Raw genomic sequence first — 22,112 nt, 5'->3', positions numbered from 1 at the left:
GGCCCGCCCCGCTCCGGCTAGGAGCCGGAGGAACCGGGGCTGGCGTGCCAGAGCGCGGCCCGCGGCGGGCGCTTGACGGCCGGGCCCGCGTGGCCGATGTCGGAGTACGGCGACATCGCGAAGCCCGTCGGCTGGACGATCCGGCGCCCCACCGGCCGGCCCCGCGGCGCGGCGCCCCGCAGCGCGGCGCGGAGGGCGTCGGGCCCGCCGCGGCGCCACTCCTCGTTCAGGGCGTTCAGGTCCCAGCAGGCGTTCGCGGTGATCGAGACGGCGGAGTCACCGGCATGGCGGACGCGGCCCCGGGCGACGAGCAGCCAGGAGCCGAACACCGTGGCGGCGCACCGGTCCTGCACCGACTCGAAGAACGTGAGGTCGACGGGGCCGGTCGCGTCGTCCAGCGTGGCGAAGATGACCCGCTGCCCGGACCGCACCGCCGGGGTCTGCGTGGCGACCTTCACCCCGGCGACCAGGACCTCGCTCCCGGCGGGACGCCCCGGCAGGTCGGCGGCGCGGACCACGCCGAGCGCGGCGAGCAGCCCGGCGTAGAAGGTCAGCACGTGCCGGCTGACGTCCATGCCGAGGATGTCCAGCTCCGCCTCGACGACCTCGGCCGGCGTCATCGGCGGCAGCTCCCCCGCCGGGATCTCCTCGGCGAGGTCGAGCTCCAGCCCGGCGTCGTCGGCGAGGGCGAGCTGCCCCTCGACCGGGGCCGCACGGGCGGTGGCGCGGTCGAGGGCGCCGACGCGGCAGAGCAGGTCGCGGCGCGGGACCCGGTCGTGGACGGCGTCGAACGCCCCGGCCAGCACGAGCCGCTCGGCGGTCGGGCGGGAGACGCGGGCGCGGCGCCAGAAGTCGCCCAGCGACGCGTACGGCCGCGCCTCGACGATCTTCCCGACCTCGGCCTCGGAGATGCCCTTGACCTCGCTCAGCGCGACCCGGATCCCGGCCGGGCCGCCCGCCGAGACGGGTTCGGCGTGCCAGGCGGCGGCCGACCGGTTGACGTCCAGCGGCAGGATCGGCACGCCGAAGTGCCGCGCGTCGTCGAGGATGACCCGCTTGGGGTACATGCCGGGGTCATGGGTGAGGACGCCCGCGTAGAAGGCGGCCGGATGGTGCCGCTTCAGCCAGGCCGACTGGTAGGTGGGCAGCGCGAACGACGCCGCGTGCGCCTTGCAGAAGCCGAACGCGCCGAACGCGGTCAGCATCCGCCAGACGCCGTCGACGGTGGCCGCGTCGTAGCCGCGTGCCAGCGCCCGCTCCCGGAACCAGGCGCCGACGACGGCCTGGCCCCGCTCGCCGCCGAGGCTCCGCCGCGCCGCCTCCGCCCGCGACAGCCCGCACCCGGTCATCACGTCGATGACGCGGAGCACCTGCTCGTGGAACACGACCACGCCGAGGCTCTCCCGCAGCGCCGGTTCGAGGTCGGGATGCGGGTAGGCGGGCTCGCGGGTCCCGGCGCGGGCCTCCAGGAACGGCGACACCATGTCGGAGTTGACCGGTCCGGGCCGGAACAGCGAGATGTCGATCACCAGGTCGTCCAGGTCGCGGGGCTGGAGCCGGCCGATCAGGTCGCGCTGGCCGGGCGACTCGATCTGGAAGCAGCCGAGCGTCCGGGACGTGCGGATCAGCGCGAACGTCGCGGGGTCGTCGCGCGGGACGTCCTCCAGCACGATCCGCTCCCCCGACACCCGCGCGGCCTCCGCGACCGCGTGCGCCATCGCCGACTGCATCCGGACGCCGAGGACGTCGAGCTTCAGCAGCCCCATCGTCTCGACGTCGTCCTTGTCGAACTGGCTCATCGGGAACCCGACGGCGGCCTGCTCGATCGGCGTCCGGTCCCGCAGGGTCGGGTTCGACAGCAGGACGCCGCACGGGTGCATGGCGATGTGGCGGGGCAGGCCGTCCAGCCGCTCGGCGATCCGGAACAGCACCTCCAGCCGGCCCGCCGCGAGGTTGCTCTGCCGCAGCTCGGGCAGGTCGTCCAGCGCCGTGCGGATCTGGCTCGCCCGGATCCGCGGGAACGCCTTGGCGATCGCGTCGATCTCGGCGGGCGGGAGCCCGAGGGCGTTGCCGACGTCGCGGAGCGCGCTGCGCGCCCGGTAGGTCTCCATCATCGACACGCACGCCGTTCTCTCGGCGCCGAACCGGTCGAACAGCGCCTGGTACGCCTCCAGCCGCCGCGCGGACTCCACGTCCAGGTCGATGTCGGGCAGCCCCTCCCGGCTGTCGGCGAGGAACCGCTCCATGAGCAGGTCGTGGCGCAGCGGGTCGAGGTCGCCGATACCGAGCAGGTAGTTGACCAGGCTGCCCGCGCCGGAGCCGCGGATCGCGCAGCGGATGCCGCGCTCCCTGATCAGCGCGGCGGCGTCGGCGACCGTGAGGAAGTAGGAGGCCAGGCCCTTGCGGGCGATGACGCCGAGCTCGGCCTCCAGCCGCCCGGCGGCCCGCGCCGAGCCGGCGAGCCCGCGCCGGGCCATCCCGTCCGCGCAGCGGGCGGCGAGCCGCGCGTACGGGTCGTCGCCGGCGGCGGGCAGGTGGACGTCGTCCATGCCGAGGTCGCGGCCGGGGTCCAGGACGCAGCGCTCGGACAGCCGCCGCGTCGCCGCGAGCAGCGCGTCCGCCTCGTCCGGGCCGCAGGCGAGCTCCGCCGCCCGCCGCAGCTGCGGGACCGATTTCAGGTAGGCGTGCCCGGTCTGGTCCTCCAGGTGGCGCCGGTCCAGCGGGACGAGCTTGCGGGTGACGTCCAGCACCTGCGCGACAGGGTGGTCGGCGGGCTCCAGGTAGCGGACGGCGTTGCCGAGCACCGCGGGCACCCCGGCGGCGCGGGCGAGCGCGAGCATCCGCGCCGCGTGCGGCCCGTCGCCCCGGCCGTGGTGGTTCACGATCTCCACCGCGGTCTCGGCGGTGGCGCGCCAGGCGTCCAGCCGCGCCGCCGCGACGTCGGGGCGCCGCCCGGCGACCGCGCGCCCCACGTCGGACGCCGGGCCGAGCAGCACGATCAGCCCCTCGGCGTGCGCGCCGACCATCTCCCGCGTCACCACCGGGTTCCCGCGCCCGCCCGCCGCGTGCGCCGCCGACACCAGCCGGCACAGCGACCGCCACCCGGCCCGGCCCTCGGCGAGCACCACGACGCGCTCCTCGCCGGTGGAGACGACCCGGAGATCGGCCCCGACGACCGCCCCGATGCCCGCGTCCGCGCATGCCAGGACGTGCCGGACGGCGCCGTACAGCCCGTCGCGGTCGGTCAGCGCGAGCGTCTCCATGCCGAGGCCGGCCGCGCGCTCCGCCAGCGCCGCCGGCGGGGCGACGCCGTAGCGGAGCGAATAGCACGAAGCGACATGAATGTGCACGTCAGTCCCATACCCGGGAGAGCAGCCAGCTGTCGCCGGCGGCGTCATAACGCAGCTCGTAGACGCCGATCTCCCTGTCCGGGGTCGCCTCGACCCGCCAGAACTCCCGCTCCCCGGTGGCCTCGCCGGCGGGCTGCTGCTCCCGCCACCAGTCACGGGTCGTGACCCAGTGCTCCAGCACCCGCCGCACGGCGTAGAGCCGGCCGCGCCAGACGAACCGGACCGGACGGCCGTCGCTCACCCAGACCTCGACCGGATCGCCGAACACGCGTGTCATCTGCCTCCCCCTCGCGCACACCGCACGGGGGAAGGACATGCGGACGTTCGAACAAACGTTCGCCTCGGAGTCTAGGGAAGCCGCCGCCCCGGGAGCAAGGCGGGATCAGGTCAGCAGCCGGGTCAGTTCGTCGGCGGCGCCCTCCGCGTCGGCCACGTCGGCGATGCCGCCGCCCGGCCACAGGTAGGACCAGCCCTCGCCGGCGGGGGTCGCGACGACCATCACCCGGCGCCGCGTCCGCGGGCCGTAGACGGCCAGCAGCGACTCGTCCGGCCCGGCGAACCGCCACGCGAGCCCCCGGGCCTCGACCTCGCGGGCGAGCGCCGCGAGGTGACGCCGGCGCGCCTCGGCGGTCTCCCGCCCACCCACTACAGACACATCAGCCGCCTCACCAACGGTCCGCGCCCCGCATGACCTTGGGCGATCATCCGGCGACGAATGGTGACCGGACTTCAGCATGACCGGTCGGCCGCGATCGCGGAGGGGGAATCCGGAGAGTGGGCCGGGTGTTTCCCGGACCCGCGAAAATGGTCCCCCGCGAGCGCGTGCGCGCCCGTCGCGCGACGGACCTTCCAGCGGGCGGAACCCGCCGCGCATCCGGAGGGTCCGTCCGTGATAGAAGCCTCTGTGAGACGGGCATCATGTGCCCATGCCAGGCAGATAGAAGGAGCGAGCCGATGAGCGCCGTCCCCGCCGGCGACCCGTCCGGCCCCACACACGGCACCTCGTCGGCGCAGGAGCGCGCGCTGGCCGGCCTCCGCGAGCGCAAGAAGCAGCGGACCCGGATCGCGCTCATCGACGCCGCCCTGGAGCTGTTCCTCGCCAAGGGCTACGAGGCCACGACGATCGACGAGATCGTGGCGGCGGTGGAGGTGTCGCAGCGGACCTTCTTCCGCTACTTCGCCACCAAGGAGGACGTCGTCACCGTTTTCCTCGCCGAGCACGACCAGCTGCTCGGCGAGGCGCTCGCGGCCCGCCCGCCCGGGGAGCGGCCCTTCGCCGCGCTGTTCGAGTCGCTGCGCGTCGTGCTGGAGACGATCGCCGAGGGCGACCCGGCGGAGAGCGTCCGGTTCCGCCGCGTCCGGCAGGTGATCGAGTCGACGCCGTCGCTGATGGCCGCGCAGATGGCGCGCTACTCGGCGTCGGCGGAGGCGCTGGCCGCCGAGATCGCCCGCCGCGAGGGCGTGGACCCGGCGGAGGACCTGCGGCCCCGGATCCTCGTCGCGTTCTACCTGGCGGCGGTGAAGGTCGCGTTCGAGGAGTGCGCCCGCCGGGAGATCTGGGACGCCGGGACGGTCGCGGCCCGCGTCGAGGAGGCCGTCACCGTCGCGGGCCGCACGATGCGCGACTGGGTCTGAGCGGGAACCGGGGCCCACCCCGGAACAACCGCCGGCGGCTCCGGGTTCTCCTTGATCGCCGGCCATCGAGCAGCAGGAGGGCGCATGCGCGCGATCGTCATCACCCGGAACGGCGGACCCGAGGTCCTGGAGCCCGCGGAGCGTCCCGCTCCCGAGCCGGGCCCCGGCGAGGTACTTGTCGACGTGGCGGCGGCGGGCGTCAACTTCATCGACGTGTACTTCCGGACGGGCGCCTACCCGCACGACCTCCCGTACACGCCGGGCATGGAGGCGGCCGGCACGGTCACGGCCGTCGGCGAGGGCGTCCGCGAGTTCTCGGTCGGCGACCGCGTCGCCTGGGCCGACGTGCACGGCGCCTACGCGGCACAGGCCGTCGTCCCGGTGGAGCGGGCCGTCCCCGTCCCGGACGGCGTCGGGCTGGAGGACGCGGCGGCGTCGCTGCTGCAGGGCATGACCGCGCACTACCTGACCCGGTCGACGTATCCGATCCAGCCGGGCGACACCGTCCTCGTCCACGCGGCGGCGGGCGGCATGGGCCTGCTGCTCACCCAGACCGCCAAGGCGCTCGGCGCCCGCGTCATCGGCACGGCGTCCACCCCGGAGAAGGAGCGGCTCGCCAAGGACGCGGGCGCGGACGTCACCATGCCCTACGACGGTTTCGCCGGCCGGGTGCGGGAGCTGACCGGCGGCGAGGGCGTCGCCGCCGTGTACGACGGCGTCGGCGCGCCCACCTTCGACGGGAGCCTGGAGAGCCTGCGGCGGCGCGGCACCCTCGCGCTGTACGGCGCGGCGGGCGGCCCCGTGCCGCCGTTCGACCCGCAGCGCCTCAACAGGGCGGGGTCGCTGTTCCTGACGCGGCCGACGCTCGCCCACTACGTGGAGAAGCGCGAGGAGCTGCTGGAGCGCGCCGCCGACGTCTACGGCTGGATCGCGTCCGGCGCCCTGAACGTGCACGTCGGGCACCGCTACGACCTCGCCGACGCGGGCGCCGCGCACACCGATCTGCAGGCGCGGCGCACCACCGGCAAGCTCCTGCTGATTCCCTGACCGGCCCGCCGGGCCTCCCCCGGCTCCCTTAGGCTGGGCCCAAAGACGATCATCTGAGGAGCCCGCCCCCCATGACGACGACCGCCGCCGGCCCCCTGGAGCAGGACGAGCCCCGCGTCCTCGGCCCCTACCGCCTGCTCGGGCGGCTCGGCCGCGGCGGCATGGGCACCGTCTACCTCGGCGCCGAGCCCGACGGCCGGCGGGTCGCGGTGAAGGTCGTCAACCGGGACCTCGCCGGCGAGCCGGCGTTCCTCGCCCGGTTCCGCCGGGAGGTGACCGCCGCGCGGCGCGTCCACCGGTTCTGCACCGCGCCCGTCCTGGACGCCGAGCTCGACCAGGACCCGCCGTACATCGTCACCGAGTACATCGACGGGCCGAGCCTGGACAAGGCCGTCCGGGAGAAGGGGCCGCTGCCGGGCTCCGACCTGGAGGGCATCGCGGTCGGCGTCGCCACCGCGCTCGCCGCCATCCACGGCGCCGGGATCGTGCACCGCGACCTCAAGCCCGCCAACGTGCTGCTGTCCTCCACCGGCCCCCGCGTCATCGACTTCGGCATCGCCCGCGCCCTCGACGCCCCCGACGGGCCGACCCGCACCGGCCAGTTCGTCGGGACGCCGTCCTACATCGCGCCCGAGGTGCTGCGCGGCGAACCGGTCGAGCAGGCGTCGGACGTGTTCTCGTGGGGCTGCGTCGTCGCCTACGCGGGGACGGGCCGGCCCCCGTTCCAGGGCAAGACGGTCGCGGAGACGTTCCACCGCATCGGCCACGAGGAGCCCGACCTCGCCGGCCTCGACCCGCGGCTGCGCGAGGTCGTCGCCGCCGCGCTCGGCAAGGACCCCGCCGCCCGGCCGACCGCGCGGCAGCTCCTCACCCGCCTCGTCGGGCAGGAGCACGCCGACCCCGAGCGCGCCGCCGAGACGATCTCGATGTCGTGGCGGGGGGCGCATCCAGCCCCCGGGCCGGCCGCCCCCGAACCGGCCCCGGCCGCGGCCGCGGAGCCGCCGCCCGCCTCCGAAGCCGGAACTGGAACCGGAGCCGTCCAGGGCGCCGAGCAGCCTCGGCCCGTCCCCGAGCCCGTCGCGGCGCGGGAGCCGGAGCCGGGGGCCGGCGAGCAGACCGTCACTGTCGACCTGCCGTTCCCCGCGCAGTGGCGGGGCCCGAGGCGCTGGTTCACCCTGCTCAGGGGCCTGCTCGTCCTCCCGCACCTGATCGTCATGCTGGCCATGTACGCGCTGCTCGTTGTCGTGATGCCGCTCAGCTGGCTGGTGATCCCGTTCACCGGCCGCTACCCGCGCCCCCTGTACGGGCTCGTCGTCGGCTGCCAGCGCTGGTCGAGCCGCGTCATCGCGTACGCGTTCGGGCTCACCGGCGAGGCGCTCCCGCCGTTCCGCACCCTCCCGCGCGCCCGCCGGAGCCGCTGACTGAGTCCGCGCCGCCCGGCGCCGTCCAGCACACTAGGGTGCTACGAGACACTCCCCCCGATTCCCCCTTCAGGATCACGATGACCACGCACGCAGGAGAGAACGGTGAGGCCCTGCGCCCCGAGGACCCCGCGGAACTCGGCCCCTACCGGCTGATCGGGCGGCTCGGCCGCGGCGGCATGGGCACGGTCTACCTCGGCGAGGACGCCGGCGGGCGCCGCGTCGCGGTGAAGGTGATCAACCGGGAGCTGGCCGGGGAGGGCTCGTTCCGGGAGCGGTTCCGGCGCGAGGTGACGGCGGCGCGGCAGGTCCGCCGGTTCTGCACCGCGCCCGTCATCGACGCAGAGCTCGACCACGATCCCCTGTACGTCGTCACCGAGTACATCGAGGGCCCGAGCCTGGAGCGCGCCGTCGCCGAGCGCGGCCCGCTGCCGGGCTCCGACCTGGAGGGCATCGCGGTCGGCGTCGCCACCGCCCTCGCCGCCATCCACGGCGCCGGGATCGTGCACCGCGACCTCAAGCCCGCCAACGTGCTGCTGTCGTCCACCGGCCCCCGCGTCATCGACTTCGGCATCGCCCGCGCCCTCGACGCCGCCGACGGCCCGACCCGCACCGGGCAGTTCGTCGGGACGCCGAACTACCTGCCGCCCGAGCTGCTGCGCGGCGAGCAGGTGAGCCCCGCGTCCGACGTGTTCTCGTGGGGCTGCGTCGTCGCCTACGCCGGGACGGGGTCCGCGCCGTTCGCGGGCAACACCGTCCCCGAGATCTTCTACCGGGTCGTGCACGAGGAACCGAAGCTGGACGGGCTCGACCCCGGCCTGCGGGACGTCGTCGCCGCCGCCCTCGACAAGGACCCGCGCCGCCGGCCGTCCGTCCAGGACGTCCTCGCCCGCCTCGTCGGCAACGGCACGACCGACCCGGCGACGCTCGCCGAGACCGTCCAGGCGGGCTGGCACGGCCCCACCGGTGCCGCCGGTGCCGCCGCGGCGACGGCGGGGGCGGGAGCCGCCGGGGCGGCGCCCCGGCCGCCGTCCGCCACGGCCACCGCGCCGACGGTGTTCCAGCAGCAGCCCAACCCCCTGCACGGCGCCGACACCACCCGCCGCGACACCCGGTCCGGCCCGCCGCGGCGCGGGCGGCAACCCCAGCGCCCGCTGCTCATCGGCGGCGCCGCCATCGCCGCCGTGGTGCTGCTCGCCGTCGTCGCGTTCACCGTCTTCCGCTCGGACGGCCCGCCCGAGAACCTGGCGACCGCGTTCGGCGACGCGTTCGCCGACTCCGCGTCCGGCTGGGGCGACACCTACGACAAGACCTACGGCTACGCCGACGGCAAGTACCGGATGCAGACCAAGGACAACACCGGGGTCGTCGCGCGCTGGGTGCCGAAGGACAAGCGGGAGGACTTCCCCGACCCGATGCTCGCGACCGTCACGGTGGCGGTCGAGCAGGGCCCCGCGGACGCCATGTTCGGCATCCTGTGCCGGGGCGACGAGGACGGCAAGAAGCAGTACATGTTCCTCATCCGCAACGACGGCAAGGGCGCGGTGCTCCGCAAGATCAACGGTGATCTCGGCACGAAGGACCTCGCGACCCCCGACTCGGTCCCCGGCTACGACGACAAGGGGCCGAACAAGGTCCAGGCCGCCTGCGAGGGCAGGCTGGACGACGGCCCGTCCGTCCGGCTGCGGCTCTGGGTGAACGGCGAGAAGGTCCTCGACGAGACCGACACCGACCAGCCGCTCGGCAACGGCTGGGTCGGGCTCCAGGTCGAGCGGGGCGGCAACCCGGCCGAGCAGATCGTCGCCGACTTCGACGACTTCGACATGTCGAAGATCCTCGGCTGACCCCCGGCGGGCCGCCGGTCAGCGGGCGGGCAGGTAGCCGTTCGTCCAGCGGGCCAGCTCCTCGAACACCTGCGTCCGGGCGGGCTCGGCCGACAGCACCAGGTCGTGCAGGCCGCCGTCGATCCGGACGAGCGTGACGTGCCGCCCGATGCGGGGCGCGTACCGGGCCATGTGCTCGACGTCCAGCACCGCGTCGGCGCCCGTCACGTCCAGCACCCTGCGGGACGGGCGGACGCTCCGCGTCGACGCCATGACCAGGACCGGGACGTCCACGTCCAGGCCCTTGTGCAGGCGGAGCTGCCCGCGCCGCACCGCCGCCAGCCACGCCGCCCGCACCGGGAACCCGAGCAGCGGCTTCCAGGCGAGGTCGAACTCCCACTCGCCGTCGTGCTCGCGGTGGAGGCTGCGCGGGTACAAGTCGGACACTCCCGCCGGCAGCTTCGCCTTCGGGAACCGGGACCGCAGCGCCCGCGCCAGCCCCGCGCCGGCCTTGCGCATCACGAGCGGCTCGGCGAGGTCGAAGAACGGGCTGTTGAGGAACAGGCCGTCCACCAGGCTCTTCCCCTTCACCCGGTCGGCCCACAGCGCGGCGATCAGCCCGCCGGTGGAGTGGCCGTTCAGCAGCAGCGCGTCGTGGCCGTCCACGTCCCGGATGATCCGGACGGCCTCGCCGATCTCCGGGAAGTAGTCCGAGAGGCTCTCGATGTAGTTCGGCGTCTGGTGCGGGCGCAGCGAGCGCCCGTACTTGCGCAGGTCGAGCGCGTAGAAGTCGAAGCCAAGGTCCAGGTAGAAGTCGGCCAGGTGCTTCTGGAAGAAGTAGTCGACGAACCCGTGCAGGTACAGCACCGCCCGGCGGGACGGGTCGGTGCCGCGCCGCCGCACCAGCGTCGCGACCACCTCGCCCTCGGCGTCCCGCCCCATCGGCAGCTCGATCGCCTCGTAGCCGGGGCCGAGCACGTCGTCCGTCACGTCCACGCTTCCTCCCAAGACCCGTCCGCAGGGTCTCAGCGTACGGGCGGTCGCAGGCCGCGGGCCGCGACCGGGAACGGATGCACCCCCCGCCGACGTCCGAAAGACTGAGCGCACACGCCTTCGGCTTCCGGGAGACGCCCATGCAGGCCCCCCTTCGCGACCGCGACCCGCGCCGGCTCGGCCCGTACCGGCTGACCGCACGGCTCGGCCGGGGCGGCATGGGCACCGTCTTCCTCGGCGAGGACGCCGCCGGACGGCGCGTCGCGGTCAAGGTCGTCAACCCGGAGCTGGCCGACGACGAGGCGTTCCACGAGCGGTTCCGCCGCGAGGTGACGGCCGCGCGGCAGGTCCGGCGGTTCTGCACCGCCGCGGTGCTGGACGCCCGGCTCGACGGCGACCCGCTGTACGTGGTGACCGAGTACGTCGCCGGGCCGTCGCTCGACGAGGCCGTCCGGTCGGGCGGGCCGCTGCGCGGCGGCGACCTGGAGGCGCTCGCGGTCAACATCGCGACCGCGCTGGGCGCGATCCACGGCGCCGGGATCGTGCACCGCGACCTCAAGCCGTCCAACGTGCTGCTGTCCCCGACCGGCCCGCGCGTGATCGACTTCGGCATCGCGCGGGCGCTGGACGCGGGCGACGGGCCGACCAGAACCGGCCAGTTCATCGGCACCCCCGCCTACATCGCGCCGGAGCTGATGCACGGCCGGGAGATCACCCCGGCCGCCGACGTGTTCTCCTGGGGCTGCGTCGTCGCCTACGCGGGGACGGGCCGCGTCCCGTTCGCCGGCGAGACGCTCCCGGAGATCATCAACCGGGTGACGTCCGCCGACCCCGATCTGGACGGGCTCGACCCGGCGGTGCACGACCTCGTGTCTCGCGCGCTGGCGAAGGACCCGTCCGAGCGTCCGACGGTCAAGCAGCTCATCAAAACGCTGACCGGCGAGGAGGCACCGGCGGAGGCGGCGGTGGCACCGCCGGTCGATGAGCCTTCGGCAGAGGAGGCACCGGCGGAGGAAGCGCCGGTCACGGTGCCGCTGCCTCCGGCGCCGCAGCCGCCCCCGCGGCCGACGGCCGTCGCCGACCCGGCCACGGCCCCGACCACCGTGCCGCCGTTCCAGCCGCCGCCGACGGGCCCGTCCGCGATGCCGGTCCCGCCGGGGGCGCGGCGCCCGTCCCGTGGCGGCGGGCACCGGCGCGCCATCGGCCTGACGGCCGCCGTCGCGCTCGCCGGCCTGATCGGCGTCTCCGGCTTCATGGGCCTGCGCGGCCTCGGCGACGGGAACGGCGGGACGGGCGGCGGCGGCAGCGGCGCGGACACCGGCGCGGTCGCCGCGAACTTCCACAAGGGCCCGCCCGACGACAAGGACGAGGTCTTCGACGACAACTTCAGCGACGAGGACTCCGGCTGGAAGACGGCCGCCGCCCCCGCCTGGGACGCGTCCTACCGCGACCGCAGGTACGAGCTGCACGTCCTCCCCACGACGACGTCGACGGCCGTCGACGCCCCGGTGCCGGACGTGCCCAGGTCGCAGCTCATGGAGGTCAAGGTCGAGTCCGTCCGGTCCGGGGGCGAGGCGGGGGTGTACTGCCGCGGGCAGAGCGGGGGCTTCGCGTTCCTGCTCCATCCGGAGGACGGCCTCGCCCGGATCGCCCGGCTCGGGTCCGGGCAGGTGCGGACGCTGGCGATCAACAAGGTCGAGCTCCGCGACGGCACCAACCGCGTGCAGGCCGCCTGCGTCGAGGGCGAGGGCGACACGGTCCACCTCGGCATGTGGGTGAACGGCCGGTCCGCGGCGTCGTCCGTCGCCACCCCCGGCGCGGGCGACCCGGACGGCCGGAGCGGCCTCATCCTCAACCGTCCGGAGAAGGCGACGGGGTACCCCGAGGCGGTCTTCGACGACTTCTCCCTCTGCTCGGTCTGAGCCGGGCGCGGGCGGCGGGGGTCAGTCCTTGCGGCCGGTGGCGGCGACGGTGACGCCGAGGCCGATCATCATCAGCCCGCCGGTGCCGCCGATCGCGGCGAGGCGGCGCGGTGAGCTGGCGAACCACTCGCGGGCCGTCCCGGCGGCGATGCCCCACACGCTGTCGCAGAACAGCGCGATGACCGCGAACACCGCGCCGAAGACCATCATCTGCAGGGTGGCGTGGCCGTGCTCGCGCACGACGAACTGCGGCAGGACAGCCGCGAAGAACACCGTCGTCTTCGGGTTCGTGATGCCGACGACGAAGCCCTGCAGCAGGGCCCGGCCGCCGGTCCGGCCCGCCTCGTCCGCGCCGATCGTCTCCTGCAGCGAGCGGCGGTGCCGGATGGCCTGCACGCCCAGGTAGACGATGTAGACCGCGCCGACGATCTTCAGCGCGGTGAACACCACCGCGGAACGCTCCACGATCGACCCGACGCCGACCGCGACGGCGGCGGTCAGCGCGAGCGCCGCGAGCACCCCGCCGACGACCCCGGCGAGCGCGGTGCGGCGCCCGTGCGCCAGCGCCCGGCCGACGACGAACAGCACGGACGGCCCGGGGATCACGATGATCGCCAGCGCCATGGCGGAGAACGCCAGCAGTTGATGCAACGAAACCATGGACGCACATTACGGAGCACTCCCGACATCTCCCACCGATTTTTCCGCTCCCCCGGCCCGGCCTCTCCGCCCGCAAGACCAGGAGCCGACGCCCACGGGACAGGGCGTGCGGGCGGTGTCCGGGGTCGGCCGGGGTGAAGATCGTGACTTATGTCATAGTCGCGCCCTAGGTTTGGATCATGACCGCCCCTGCCGCCGCGGCGCCGCGGCCCGCCAGCCTCCCCGCCGCCGCGCCGGCCCCGGCCTGGCGCCCGGTCCTGCTGATCGCCGGGGCGCTCGGCGTGCTCCTCCTCGTCCTCAGCGCCCGGTACGGCCACCACCGCGACGAGCTGTACTTCCGGGTGGCCGGACGGCACCTGGCCTGGGGGTATCCCGACCAGCCCGCGCTGCTGCCGCTGCTCGCGCGGGCGATCACGGCGGTGTTCGGCGACTCGCTCCTCGCGCTGCGGGCGCCGTCCGCCGTGTTCGCCGCGACCGGCGTGGTGGTCGCCGCGCTCACCGCGCGGGAGATGGGCGGCGGACGGCGCGCGCAACTGCTGACGGCCGCGTCCTACGCGGTGTGCCCGTTCGCGGTCGCGGCCGGGCACCTGTTCTCCACGGCGACGCTCGACCTGCTGCTGTCCACGACGCTCGTGTGGCTGACCGTCCGGTGGGTGCGGACCCGCGACCAGCGGCTGCTGCTCGCCGCCGGCGCCGTGACGGCGCTGGCGCTGAACGTGAAGTACCTGGTCGTGTTCCTGCTGGCCGCGCTCGTGGCCGGGCTGCTGCTGTCGGGGCCGCGCGAGTTCCTGCGGCGCCCGATGCTCGCCGCCGGGGCCCTCGTCGCCGTCCTCGCGGCCGTCCCCGGGCTGGTGTGGCAGGCGCGGCACGGCTGGCCGCAGCTGGAGATGGCGGACGCCATCGCCGACAAGGCCGACTTCGGCGGGCGGCCCGGGTTCATCCCGTTCCAGATCCTGCTGACGGGTGTGTTCCCGTCCTGGCTGTGGATCTACGGGCTCTGGCGGACGTACCGGTCCGGCGAGCTGCGGCCCTACCGGTTCCTCGGGCACGCGTACCTGCTGCTCAACGTGGTGTTCCTGGTCACCGCCGGGAAGCCGTACTACCTGAGCGGGCTGTGGGCGGCGCTCTGGGCGGCCGGGGCCGTGGAGATCGAGCGGAACGGCGCGCCGCGCGGCTTCGGCTGGCTCGCGTCCGCCCCCATGTACGCGGTCACCGCGATCACGACGGTGCTGCTGACGCTGCCCGTCTACCCGGTGAAGTGGCTGGCGGACACGCCTCAGCCCGCCGTCAACGCCGACTCTGCCGAGACGGTCGGCTGGCCCCGGTTCGCCGCGCAGGTCGCGGACGCCTACCGCTCGCTGCCACCCGCCGAGCGAGCCACGGCGACCATCGTCGTCAGCAACTACGGCGAAGCCGGGGCACTCGACATGTACGGGCCCGACCTCGGCCTTCCCCGCGCCTACAGCGGGCACAACGGCTACTGGTACTTCGGGCGTCCACCGGAGACGGGCGGCCCCACCATCGTCGTGGGGCCGGACAACGTCGCCGAGGGCGCCGGGCTGCGGCGGTTCTGGTCGGACGTCCGTCCCGTGGGGCGCATCGACAACGGCGTCGGGCTCGACAACCAGGAACAGGACAAGCCGATCTGGGTCTGCCGCGGGCAGCGTGCCCCGTGGCCGCAGCTGTGGCCCGAGTTCAAGCAGCTGTCGTGACGGCCGTCAGTCGGTCAGGACGTCCCAGACGCCGCCGCGCCGCACCATCAGGTTGTGGGTGAGCAGGCTCCCGGCGGGCACGTCCCAGCTCGGGTCGGCGTTGTCGCGGTCCTCCGCCCACACCTGCGCGACCGCCCAGCGCAGCTTGTCCACACCGTCGGGATGGCCGGTACCGGACGCCACGAACACGTCCCGGGCGGGGGCCGCCACGACGAGGTCGCCCTCCACGTCCTGCGCCAGCTTCTCCAGGAACCCGTCGTCCAGCAGCAGCCCGGCCTCCAGGGTGCCGCGCCCCGTCGTCCCGCCGAGCGACACCGTCACGGCGCGCACGTCGGGGTACCAGCTGAGGCTCAGCTCCGGACGCAGGTCGCGCAGATTGATCACCGCGCGGCGGCGCAGCTCGCCGGGCGCCACCCCGAGCTCGGCGCAGTGCCGGCGCGCCACGTGCTCGTAGCGGCGGCCCGCCGGGGCGCCCTCGTCGGCGATCTCCAGCGCGTACGTGACGTACAGGTCGCCGGCGAACGGGTCGCGGACCGGCTCCTCGTCCGCGGGCAGCGGGAACTCCAGCTGGACCTCCGCCGGCACCCGCGCCTTCATGAGCGGGACGATCAGACTGGACCGCGGGTCGGACACGGGACGATCCTCCTGGTACCTGGTGCGGCCTGAGTGGATCACCTTACCGTCGCTCCGGGACCGCACGCGGAACCCCGGGTCAGCTCGTCCCGGCCACGGGCGGCGCCCCGCCGGGCGGGACGACGGGCAGCCCCGCCGGGGCGCCCTTCTCGATGATCCGCCAGACGGCATCGGTGTCCAGGTGCTCTTCGACGAGGTCGCCGAGCGCGTCCAGGGTCGCCTCTCGCAGGGCCGCGAACGACACGTCCGGCGCGGGGGTGAAATCCCTTCCCGCGTGGCGGGCGACGTCCTCAAGGAATGCCCTTCTGAACCCGTCGTTCTCCATGGCGCCGTGCCAGGTCGTCCCCCAGACGGCGCCGTTTCGGCATCCGTCCAGAAACGGCTCTCCCCGAGCGGTGACGACGCCATGGTGGATCTCATAAGCGTGGACGTCCTCACCGTAGGCTTCGCCGGTCGGCCGCCCGAGGATCTTCTCTTCCCCGAATTCGACCTTGGCCGGCAGAAGACCGAGCCCCTGAGCCGTGCCCTTCTGGGACTCGACGTGGTCCACGATCTCCTCGGCCAGCATCTGGTAACCGCCGCAGATACCGAGAACGGGCATCCCTTCCCGGGCCCGCCGGGAGACCTCCTCGGCCATTCCCCTTTCACGGAGCCACTGCAGATCGTTCACCGTCGCCCTGGTACCCGGCAGAACCACGAGATCGGCCTCCGCCAGATCACCGACGCTCGCCGCGTACCGGACGATGACGCCCGGCTCGCACGCCAGCGCGTCCAGGTCGGTGAAATTCGAGATGCGCGGGAACCTGACGACGGCCACCCGCAGCGTCTGTTTCCCGTACGGGCTCCTGGCATCGGGCCTCGGCGCGTCCAGCGCCAGCGTGTCCTCGGAATCGAGGTACAGCCCCAGCTTCCACGGCAGCACACCCAGCGTCGGCCGCCCGGTAAGGGCCTCCAACTGCTCCAGCCCCGGCTTCAGCAACTCGTACGCGCCACGGAACTTGTTGATGACGAACCCGGCGACGAGAGCCTGATCTGCTTCTTCCAGCAGCGCGACCGTCCCGTACAAGGACGCGAAAACACCGCCCCGGTCGATATCGCCGACGACCACGACCGGCAGATCGGCCGCCCTCGCCAGCCCCATGTTCACGATGTCGCCGCCGCGCAGATTGATCTCGGCCGGGCTCCCCGCCCCCTCGCACACCACCACGTCGTACTCGGACCGCAGCTCATCGAGGCTCTCCAGCACCACGCCCTTGAGCCATTCCTTGTGCTGCCCGTATTGGAGCGCGTCGACCTCCGCGATGGGCCGCCCGAGAACCACCACCTGGCTGCGCCGGTCACTCCCCGGCTTGAGCAGCACCGGATTCATCACCGCCCGCGGCTCGACCCCCGCCGCCTGGGCCTGCATGTACTGAGCCCGCCCGATTTCCGCCCCATCACTCGTCACCATCGAATTCAGCGACATGTTCTGGGCCTTGAACGGCGCGACCTTCACCCCCTGCCGCGCCAGCCACCGGCACAGCCCCGCCGTGACCACGCTCTTCCCCGCGTCCGACGTCGTCCCCGCCACGAGCAGCCCGCTCACCGCAGCACCCCGATCGCCACCGCCGCCGCGAACGTCACCGCCGCCGAAAGCCGGACGGCCTTCCTGATGTCCCTCACTTCGGGCACCCTGCCGTCCCCCATCTCGGGCCGCCGTTCGACCCGGCCCCCATAGGCGTTGACGCCGCCGAGCCGGACATCGAGCGCGCCCGCGAACGCCGCTTCGACCCGTCCTGCATTGGGACTCGGGTGCTTCCCGCCGTCCCTTCTGAGCACCCTCCAAGCCCTCGGCCCGCCGCACGCCACGACCAATCCCGCGGTCACCCGAGCCGGCACCCAGTTGGCGGCATCGTCCAATCTCGCCGCCGCCCACCCGAACCGCTCATACCTCGGGCTCCGGTACCCGACCATCGCGTCCAGCGTGTTGATGGCCCGATACATCAGCAGCCCCGGAATACCCGCCACCGCTCCCCAGACCAAAGGGGCCACCGACGCGTCCGAGGTGTTCTCGGCGACCGACTCCACGACCGCCCTGCTCAACCCCTTCGCGTCCATCCCCTCGGGATCCCGCGCGCACAAATGAGAAAGCCGCGCCCTGGCCGCCTCCGCATCGCCCCGCTCAAGAACGCGGGCCATGACGAGCCCTTCACGTCCCAACGACGTCCCGCCGAGCACAGCCCAAGTGACGGCCGCGGTGGCAAGCCCGTGCACCCCGAACCGCCGGCTCACCCGCTCCAGCACGATCCCGACGGCCCCCGCACCGCCCACGAGAACCCCGGCATAGACGACCCCGCGCCACCGGGCATCCCCATAAAGAGTTTTTTCGACGGCCGAGGCCACGCGCCCGAATCCCGCGACCGGATGCCAACGCCTCGGATCCCCCAGAAAGGCGTCCAGCACGACACCGCCCACAAGCCCCTCAGCAGAGCCGCGCATCAAGTTCATCCCAGTGCCTCTCCAGCCAATCCTGCGCGCGCCGGATGCGCGGCCCGGCACCACCGTCCCAGATCCGCGCCCATCCCCCACCACGCTGCGCCCTGGCCCGCATGGCCCGATAGGAGCGCTCGAACCTCACCCGCGCCGTCGGCAGCACGTCCCGCCGCAACTCCCGCGCCAACCCGTAAGCGTCACAGAAGACCTTGATCCTCCGCCCGACGTCGGCTCTGTACAGCAAGGCGTCCCGATCGGCCGGATCCTCGATCGGCCCCCAATGCCGCAACGCGGTGACGACATCGAACAACCGCGTCGTGGGCCGCGCGAGGTCGAAATCAATCAGCGCCGCCGGTGCCCCACCCCGGAAGACCACGTTCTCCGGCGTGACATCGCAATGCCCGACGATCTCGGGCTGCCCGTCCAGATTGGAGAGGTCGTCATCCCACCCGGCGTCCGGCACACCGTAGGAGGCCACGGCATCGTGGTAGCGCCGCAGCAGCCGCCCCACTCCCCGAAGCGCGTCCTCCGAGACCACATGGGCCGCGAGCGGCCGGTGCGGCACCTCGCCGGGCACCCAGCTGAGCACCTCCCGCCCCCGCTCATCGACCCCCAGCACCCGCGGCGCCCCGTCGAACCCGACCGCCTCCAGATGCCGCAGGACCCCGTGCACAGCGGGACTGTGCGCCCCGAGCGGCCTCCGCACCGTCTCCCCGACCCGCACCACGCCCTCCGACACGTCCCCACCGAAGAGCGGAACCTCAAAGTCCACTGCCACAGCACCCAAAGATAGAACCCGGAACACCCCGCACGCTCCGCTCACGCGTGGTAACGGCGTTATAGATGTGGAGCTGGAGGACCCGCACCCTTACACTGTGTCCCGGCGTCCCGCCGGGCGCCGGGCGCCCGTAGCTCAGCTGGACAGAGCATCGGACTTCTAATCCGACGGTCGCGGGTTCGAATCCTGCCGGGCGCGCCCTTCTCACCAGCCGATCAAGGCTCTGACCTGCGAGGACGTCTCTCACGCCGATTCGTCCGGATGCAGCCAGACGCCACCGAAGGCAGCCGAGCGGCACCGTTCCCGGAATATACGCGGAATGAGTCCGCCCACGTTTGCCCAGGTCAGCACGCAAGACAAGAGAGGCCCCGGAACGCCCCGGAGCCTCTCCACCGCAGTTGCCGATCATGCCGCCAACGCGTCCTCGATGCGCTGGTTGGCGACGTCCCGTTGCCCATCTATGCACTTGGCGTAGACACGCAACATCACATCCACGCCGTGGCCAGCGCGTTCGGCCGCTTCAGGCGCATGGACGCCCGCGTTGAGCCAGAGCGACACCGCTGCATGCCGAAGGTCGTACGGCCGCGCCCCCAACGGGGACTCGACCTGATCGGGAGTCAGCGCCAGGGCGCGAGCCTGCTTCCAGACTTGCGCGTAGGCCGAGCCGGAGAACGACCGGCCGCCACTGGTGACGAACAACCGCCCGTCCTTGGCCGTCCCGAACGCGTCGAGGTGCTCACGGAGTACGGCCACCAGCTCAGGCGGGATAGGGACGGGCCGGACGAGGTCATCGTCCCGATGCTTGAGGCCCCGATCATCGAAGGTCTCCCCCGAGTCGGTGTATCGCTTGTTCGTCTGCGGCCGGGTCTTCTTGAGCGTGATCAGGCCCCAGCCGGTTGCCGGAAGTTCGCAGTCCTGCCGCCGCAGGCCCGCAGCCTCAGCCGGACGAAGGCCAGCGAAGTACATGCACGCGAACATCGCCCGCAACCGAGGGCCACGCGACCGGCCGACGTAGGAGACCGCCGTCAGCAACTCCCGAGCCTGGGCCGGATTCACAACGACGCGGCGATCAACGGCCCCGTTCTGCTTCGGCGGACGCCACTTCACACGGTCGAGAGGGTTCGTCGCCAAGTCCCCCAGTTCGACCGCGTAGCCGAGCGCATGCTTGAACACCGCCCGCTTGCGCCGGAAGGTCGAGGACGCCGCCGGCTGCCCGTCGAGCTGGAGCGCGAGCGTTTCCAGCGCGGCCCGAGCCAACCGCGGTTCGTCCAGGTCGGTAATCGGCATGGACGCCGACTCCAGCCAGCCAAGCGCCGCGCCCAGGTCAGCCGACATCTCAGGACGGCGATCGTCCGGGACGAAGACGAATTGCCGAAGAAGCACCCGGAGGAGGGACGCGTCAGGACGGCCGGGCATGTCCTTGAGGAACACGAGCGTCACCGCCGTCATGGTGTCGGTGAGCCCCTCACGTGACTTTGCCGCCGCGTGCGGCCAACGGGTATTGACGTAGGCCCGCGCGAACTCCAGCCATGTGCGCGCCGTCGCCGCCTTGAGCATGGACAGCGGAAGGCCCGTGTCCGTATCGAACGCCTCACCGTTCTTGGCAGACTGCCGCAGGTCGGACAGGAAGCTCTTCGCTTGAGACGACCGTTCGAAGGTCCGGGACTTCTCATGACCGCCGACCGTCCAACGCGCGGTGTACGAGATGACCTTGCCCGGCTTACTCGACCTCGGCCCCGCTTTGTTCGGCCGGATCTCCCAGAACTTGACCTTGTAGGACGTGTTCACGCCGCCGTCTCCTCACGCAGCGACCAGAGCCAGGCGTCGAGGTCACTGCGATAGATGCGGATCTCACCGTTAGGGAGCTTGAATGACGCCGGAGCCCGACCGATCTCACGCCAGCGGTAGAACGTCCGCCGAGAGATCCCGCCGAGCGCCTCGAGAACTTGGTCGACCGTGAGGAGTTCATCCCGCTTGGTGCTCACGCAGCCTCCGCAGTTGCCGAAAGTTCCGGGGTGGGGGTGTGGGTCGCGGCGTCGAGCTGGCGACGCCGTTGGATGCGTTCGTTGATCAGTAGGAGGAGCCGTTGTTCGGCGGGTTTCACGTCCGGGTCGCCGGGTCCCGCTCGTTCCCAGACGTGGACGGAGTTCGGATCGGCCGGGTTGGTCACGGGGATTCCGGCCTCAGCCAGGCGCGCGAGGACCCAGGCTTTGCGGTCGGCTTTGTGGTCGGCGAGGGTTTTGCCGGACCATTTGCGGGAGACCAGGACGCGGCGGCCGCCGTAGCCGAGGTGTTCGCGTCGGTGTGCCTTGCCCTTGCAGTAGCCCGGCGTGAGGCCCTTGCGGGGGTTCTTGGGCTGGACGCCGTAGCGCAGCCAGTTCGCGCACGTCGGCGAGCACGGCTCGTACCGGAGCGCTTCGGCCATCCGGTCGACATGCTCACGCTGCGCCGCAGTCTCGGCGGTGTGGCACTCGGCCACGCCCTTGACCAGGTATTTCGTCAGGTAGCCGATGCAGCGCCGGGAGTCGGCCGAGTCGGCGAGGACGCCTTGTGCGTCGATCTGCCGCCCGAACTTGACCACGTGAAGCGGTTCGGCATCCTCGCCGTCGCCGAGGGCATCCAGCGCCTCATCCCACGTAGGCAGCACCTCGCCCGTAGTGGGGTCGAGGTAGCCGCCACCGTCCTCGCCCGCCACATCATCCCAGACCGGCAGGTGCTCACCCTCGAAGACGACGCGATCGGTCGAAGGCCACCACACCTGGTGATAGGTGGCCGCCACCACCTGCCGCAACTCAGCCCGCGAAACCGTTCCCCGTATGGCCATGTGCAGGTGCGGAGCGAGACGGCGTTGCGGTTCGACGGCGGCGAAGTACTGCACGTCATATCCGACGAACCGGCGCAGGTTCTGCACGAACCGGTCGATCAGCTTGGAGAAGTGCAACGCGTCCCGCGCCGCCCGCGCGTAGTCGTACGTCGAAGGGTCGACCGGCGTACCGTCACCCCGCACCCGCCCGTAGGAGTCCAGCGTCAGCGTGAGGAACAGCGAGGGCCGGAAGGTCTTGCCATCGTGGCCCCGGAACACCTTGCCGACCGTGCGGGAGTCGACCGGACGACGAGGAAGGTCCGGCGCATCCTGCCGCCGCCGAGTCGACCGAGTCCGCCGGCCCCTGGACTCATCACCGGTCTTGAGAGCACCGCGGACCCCCGTCCTTTCAAGCTCGATGTCGAGGTCTCGTATCACCGCGTCCCAAAACTCTGGCCCCTCCCCGTCCGCCGTCCCGTCCTCGGCCGCGCGGTCACGGGCCGCCGCCGCTTGCGCCCGCAGTTCCATCCACGCGCGTTGCTCCTCATCCGGGTCAGCGCGCGTGATGACCGGTTCCTCAGTCAGGTGCCAGCCCTGACGACACTGCACAGCCCGAAGCTTGCGCTTACGTTCAGCGCACGAGGGACACACCGAGGCGAGAGTGTGACCGCACGGGACGTAGACCATCTCGGCCGCACCGGTGTTGAGGTCGACCCGCCGCATGGGCACCGGCCGGATACAGACGCCGTGTTCCACCGCGACCGCTTCCAGCACGCCCCGCGCCAGCGGAGCCAGCGTCTTGACCACCGGCTCCGGGCCGGTTTCCGCCGACGAGGCCGGGTCGACCTCGGAGCCGTCGAGGG

At 72.9% G+C, this 22,112-nt stretch carries 18 protein-coding genes and 1 tRNA gene; 7 read left to right on the top strand and 12 right to left on the bottom strand.

What is annotated here, in order from left to right; translation table 11 throughout:
• Positions 1 to 17 precede the first annotated feature (17 nt).
• The 3 genes from ACGFI1_RS28455 to ACGFI1_RS28445 all read right to left on the bottom strand — a co-directional run bounded on the left by ACGFI1_RS28455 (position 18) and on the right by ACGFI1_RS28445 (position 4,005).
• Positions 18 to 3,350, bottom strand: a complete 3,333-nt coding sequence (locus tag ACGFI1_RS28455; RefSeq protein ID WP_392789562.1) for a DNA polymerase III subunit alpha — start codon at positions 3,348 to 3,350, stop codon at positions 18 to 20.
• A gap of 1 nt (position 3,351) precedes the next feature.
• Entirely contained in the window at positions 3,352 to 3,627 is a 276-nt protein-coding gene (locus tag ACGFI1_RS28450) for a DUF6504 family protein (protein ID WP_138637840.1), read from the bottom strand.
• A gap of 105 nt (positions 3,628 to 3,732) precedes the next feature.
• The gene (locus ACGFI1_RS28445; RefSeq protein ID WP_240807862.1) at positions 3,733 to 4,005 is read right to left on the bottom strand and encodes a hypothetical protein; all 273 of its coding nucleotides are present in this window, start codon (positions 4,003 to 4,005) and stop codon (positions 3,733 to 3,735) included.
• A gap of 299 nt (positions 4,006 to 4,304) precedes the next feature.
• Here ACGFI1_RS28445 and ACGFI1_RS28440 point away from each other — a divergent pair, with 299 nt between their 5' ends.
• The 4 genes from ACGFI1_RS28440 to ACGFI1_RS28425 all read left to right on the top strand — a co-directional run bounded on the left by ACGFI1_RS28440 (position 4,305) and on the right by ACGFI1_RS28425 (position 9,297).
• Entirely contained in the window at positions 4,305 to 4,985 is a 681-nt protein-coding gene (locus ACGFI1_RS28440; protein ID WP_392733646.1) for a TetR family transcriptional regulator, read from the top strand.
• 84 nt (positions 4,986 to 5,069) lie between these two features.
• Complete coding sequence (locus ACGFI1_RS28435; protein WP_386873907.1) at positions 5,070 to 6,032, top strand: quinone oxidoreductase family protein; 963 nt, start codon at positions 5,070 to 5,072, stop codon at positions 6,030 to 6,032.
• Between the two features lie 71 nt (positions 6,033 to 6,103).
• The gene (locus ACGFI1_RS28430) at positions 6,104 to 7,453 is read left to right on the top strand and encodes a DUF4389 domain-containing protein (protein WP_386873908.1); all 1,350 of its coding nucleotides are present in this window, start codon (positions 6,104 to 6,106) and stop codon (positions 7,451 to 7,453) included.
• Between the two features lie 80 nt (positions 7,454 to 7,533).
• Positions 7,534 to 9,297, top strand: coding sequence for a serine/threonine-protein kinase (locus tag ACGFI1_RS28425; protein WP_392789558.1), 1,764 nt, complete (start codon positions 7,534 to 7,536; stop codon positions 9,295 to 9,297).
• An 18-nt stretch (positions 9,298 to 9,315) separates the two neighbouring features.
• On the opposite strand, the gene ACGFI1_RS28420 is transcribed toward ACGFI1_RS28425, so the two are convergent.
• Complete coding sequence (locus tag ACGFI1_RS28420) at positions 9,316 to 10,272, bottom strand: alpha/beta hydrolase (protein ID WP_392789555.1); 957 nt, start codon at positions 10,270 to 10,272, stop codon at positions 9,316 to 9,318.
• A 137-nt stretch (positions 10,273 to 10,409) separates the two neighbouring features.
• Between ACGFI1_RS28420 and ACGFI1_RS28415 the strand changes: the two genes are divergently transcribed.
• Entirely contained in the window at positions 10,410 to 12,191 is a 1,782-nt protein-coding gene (locus tag ACGFI1_RS28415) for a serine/threonine-protein kinase (protein WP_392789552.1), read from the top strand.
• Between the two features lie 21 nt (positions 12,192 to 12,212).
• On the opposite strand, the gene ACGFI1_RS28410 is transcribed toward ACGFI1_RS28415, so the two are convergent.
• Positions 12,213 to 12,851, bottom strand: coding sequence for a LysE family translocator (locus ACGFI1_RS28410; RefSeq protein ID WP_138637845.1), 639 nt, complete (start codon positions 12,849 to 12,851; stop codon positions 12,213 to 12,215).
• Between the two features lie 179 nt (positions 12,852 to 13,030).
• Here ACGFI1_RS28410 and ACGFI1_RS28405 point away from each other — a divergent pair, with 179 nt between their 5' ends.
• Entirely contained in the window at positions 13,031 to 14,563 is a 1,533-nt protein-coding gene (locus ACGFI1_RS28405) for a glycosyltransferase family 39 protein (protein WP_392789549.1), read from the top strand.
• A gap of 6 nt (positions 14,564 to 14,569) precedes the next feature.
• Here the strand turns inward: ACGFI1_RS28405 and ACGFI1_RS28400 are convergent, their stop codons facing one another.
• From ACGFI1_RS28400 to ACGFI1_RS28385, 4 genes are all read right to left on the bottom strand, one after another.
• Positions 14,570 to 15,196 carry a DUF1444 domain-containing protein gene (locus ACGFI1_RS28400; protein WP_240807863.1) on the bottom strand — a complete coding sequence of 209 codons (627 nt, stop codon included), beginning with the start codon at positions 15,194 to 15,196 and terminating at the stop codon, positions 14,570 to 14,572.
• Positions 15,197 to 15,275: 79 nt separating this feature from the next.
• A complete protein-coding gene (locus ACGFI1_RS28395) occupies positions 15,276 to 16,781 on the bottom strand; it encodes a cobyric acid synthase (protein WP_392789547.1) in 1,506 nt (501 codons plus the stop codon).
• Positions 16,778 to 17,683, bottom strand: a complete 906-nt coding sequence (locus ACGFI1_RS28390) for a cobalamin biosynthesis protein (RefSeq protein WP_392789543.1) — start codon at positions 17,681 to 17,683, stop codon at positions 16,778 to 16,780. Before ACGFI1_RS28390 ends, ACGFI1_RS28395 begins: the two co-directional genes overlap by 4 nt.
• Positions 17,658 to 18,341 carry a phosphotransferase gene (locus ACGFI1_RS28385; protein WP_392789540.1) on the bottom strand — a complete coding sequence of 228 codons (684 nt, stop codon included), beginning with the start codon at positions 18,339 to 18,341 and terminating at the stop codon, positions 17,658 to 17,660. Before ACGFI1_RS28385 ends, ACGFI1_RS28390 begins: the two co-directional genes overlap by 26 nt.
• 229 nt (positions 18,342 to 18,570) lie before the next feature.
• Between ACGFI1_RS28385 and ACGFI1_RS28380 the strand changes: the two genes are divergently transcribed.
• Positions 18,571 to 18,644: transfer RNA gene (locus ACGFI1_RS28380), tRNA-Arg, on the top strand.
• Positions 18,645 to 18,851: 207 nt separating this feature from the next.
• Here the strand turns inward: ACGFI1_RS28380 and ACGFI1_RS28375 are convergent.
• From ACGFI1_RS28375 to ACGFI1_RS28365, 3 genes are read right to left on the bottom strand one after another with little or no spacing between them, the layout of a single operon-like run.
• Complete coding sequence (locus tag ACGFI1_RS28375) at positions 18,852 to 20,234, bottom strand: tyrosine-type recombinase/integrase (protein WP_392789537.1); 1,383 nt, start codon at positions 20,232 to 20,234, stop codon at positions 18,852 to 18,854.
• Complete coding sequence (locus ACGFI1_RS28370; RefSeq protein WP_392789534.1) at positions 20,231 to 20,431, bottom strand: helix-turn-helix transcriptional regulator; 201 nt, start codon at positions 20,429 to 20,431, stop codon at positions 20,231 to 20,233. Before ACGFI1_RS28370 ends, ACGFI1_RS28375 begins: the two co-directional genes overlap by 4 nt.
• The gene (locus ACGFI1_RS28365; protein WP_392789809.1) at positions 20,428 to 22,056 is read right to left on the bottom strand and encodes a replication initiator; all 1,629 of its coding nucleotides are present in this window, start codon (positions 22,054 to 22,056) and stop codon (positions 20,428 to 20,430) included. Before ACGFI1_RS28365 ends, ACGFI1_RS28370 begins: the two co-directional genes overlap by 4 nt.
• Positions 22,057 to 22,112: the final 56 nt, after the last annotated feature.

Origin of the sequence: Actinomadura geliboluensis, from assembly GCF_043197915.1 — a bacterium.
GTDB classification, from domain to species: Bacteria; Actinomycetota; Actinomycetes; order Streptosporangiales; family Streptosporangiaceae; genus Spirillospora; species Spirillospora geliboluensis.
The sequence above is the reverse complement of the archived record's forward strand: the minus strand, read 5'-3'. Positions and strand labels throughout refer to the sequence as shown.

Coding starts and splice junctions, on each gene's coding strand:
- ACGFI1_RS28435 (WP_386873907.1), top strand. CDS start 5,070: ATGCGCGCGATCGTCATCACCCGGAACGGCGGACCCGAGGTCCTGGAG.
- ACGFI1_RS28405 (WP_392789549.1), top strand. CDS start 13,031: ATGACCGCCCCTGCCGCCGCGGCGCCGCGGCCCGCCAGCCTCCCCGCC.
- ACGFI1_RS28415 (WP_392789552.1), top strand. CDS start 10,410: ATGCAGGCCCCCCTTCGCGACCGCGACCCGCGCCGGCTCGGCCCGTAC.
- ACGFI1_RS28450 (WP_138637840.1), bottom strand. CDS start 3,627: ATGACACGCGTGTTCGGCGATCCGGTCGAGGTCTGGGTGAGCGACGGC.
- ACGFI1_RS28430 (WP_386873908.1), top strand. CDS start 6,104: ATGACGACGACCGCCGCCGGCCCCCTGGAGCAGGACGAGCCCCGCGTC.
- ACGFI1_RS28410 (WP_138637845.1), bottom strand. CDS start 12,851: ATGGTTTCGTTGCATCAACTGCTGGCGTTCTCCGCCATGGCGCTGGCG.
- ACGFI1_RS28425 (WP_392789558.1), top strand. CDS start 7,534: ATGACCACGCACGCAGGAGAGAACGGTGAGGCCCTGCGCCCCGAGGAC.
- ACGFI1_RS28440 (WP_392733646.1), top strand. CDS start 4,305: ATGAGCGCCGTCCCCGCCGGCGACCCGTCCGGCCCCACACACGGCACC.
- ACGFI1_RS28390 (WP_392789543.1), bottom strand. CDS start 17,683: ATGAACTTGATGCGCGGCTCTGCTGAGGGGCTTGTGGGCGGTGTCGTG.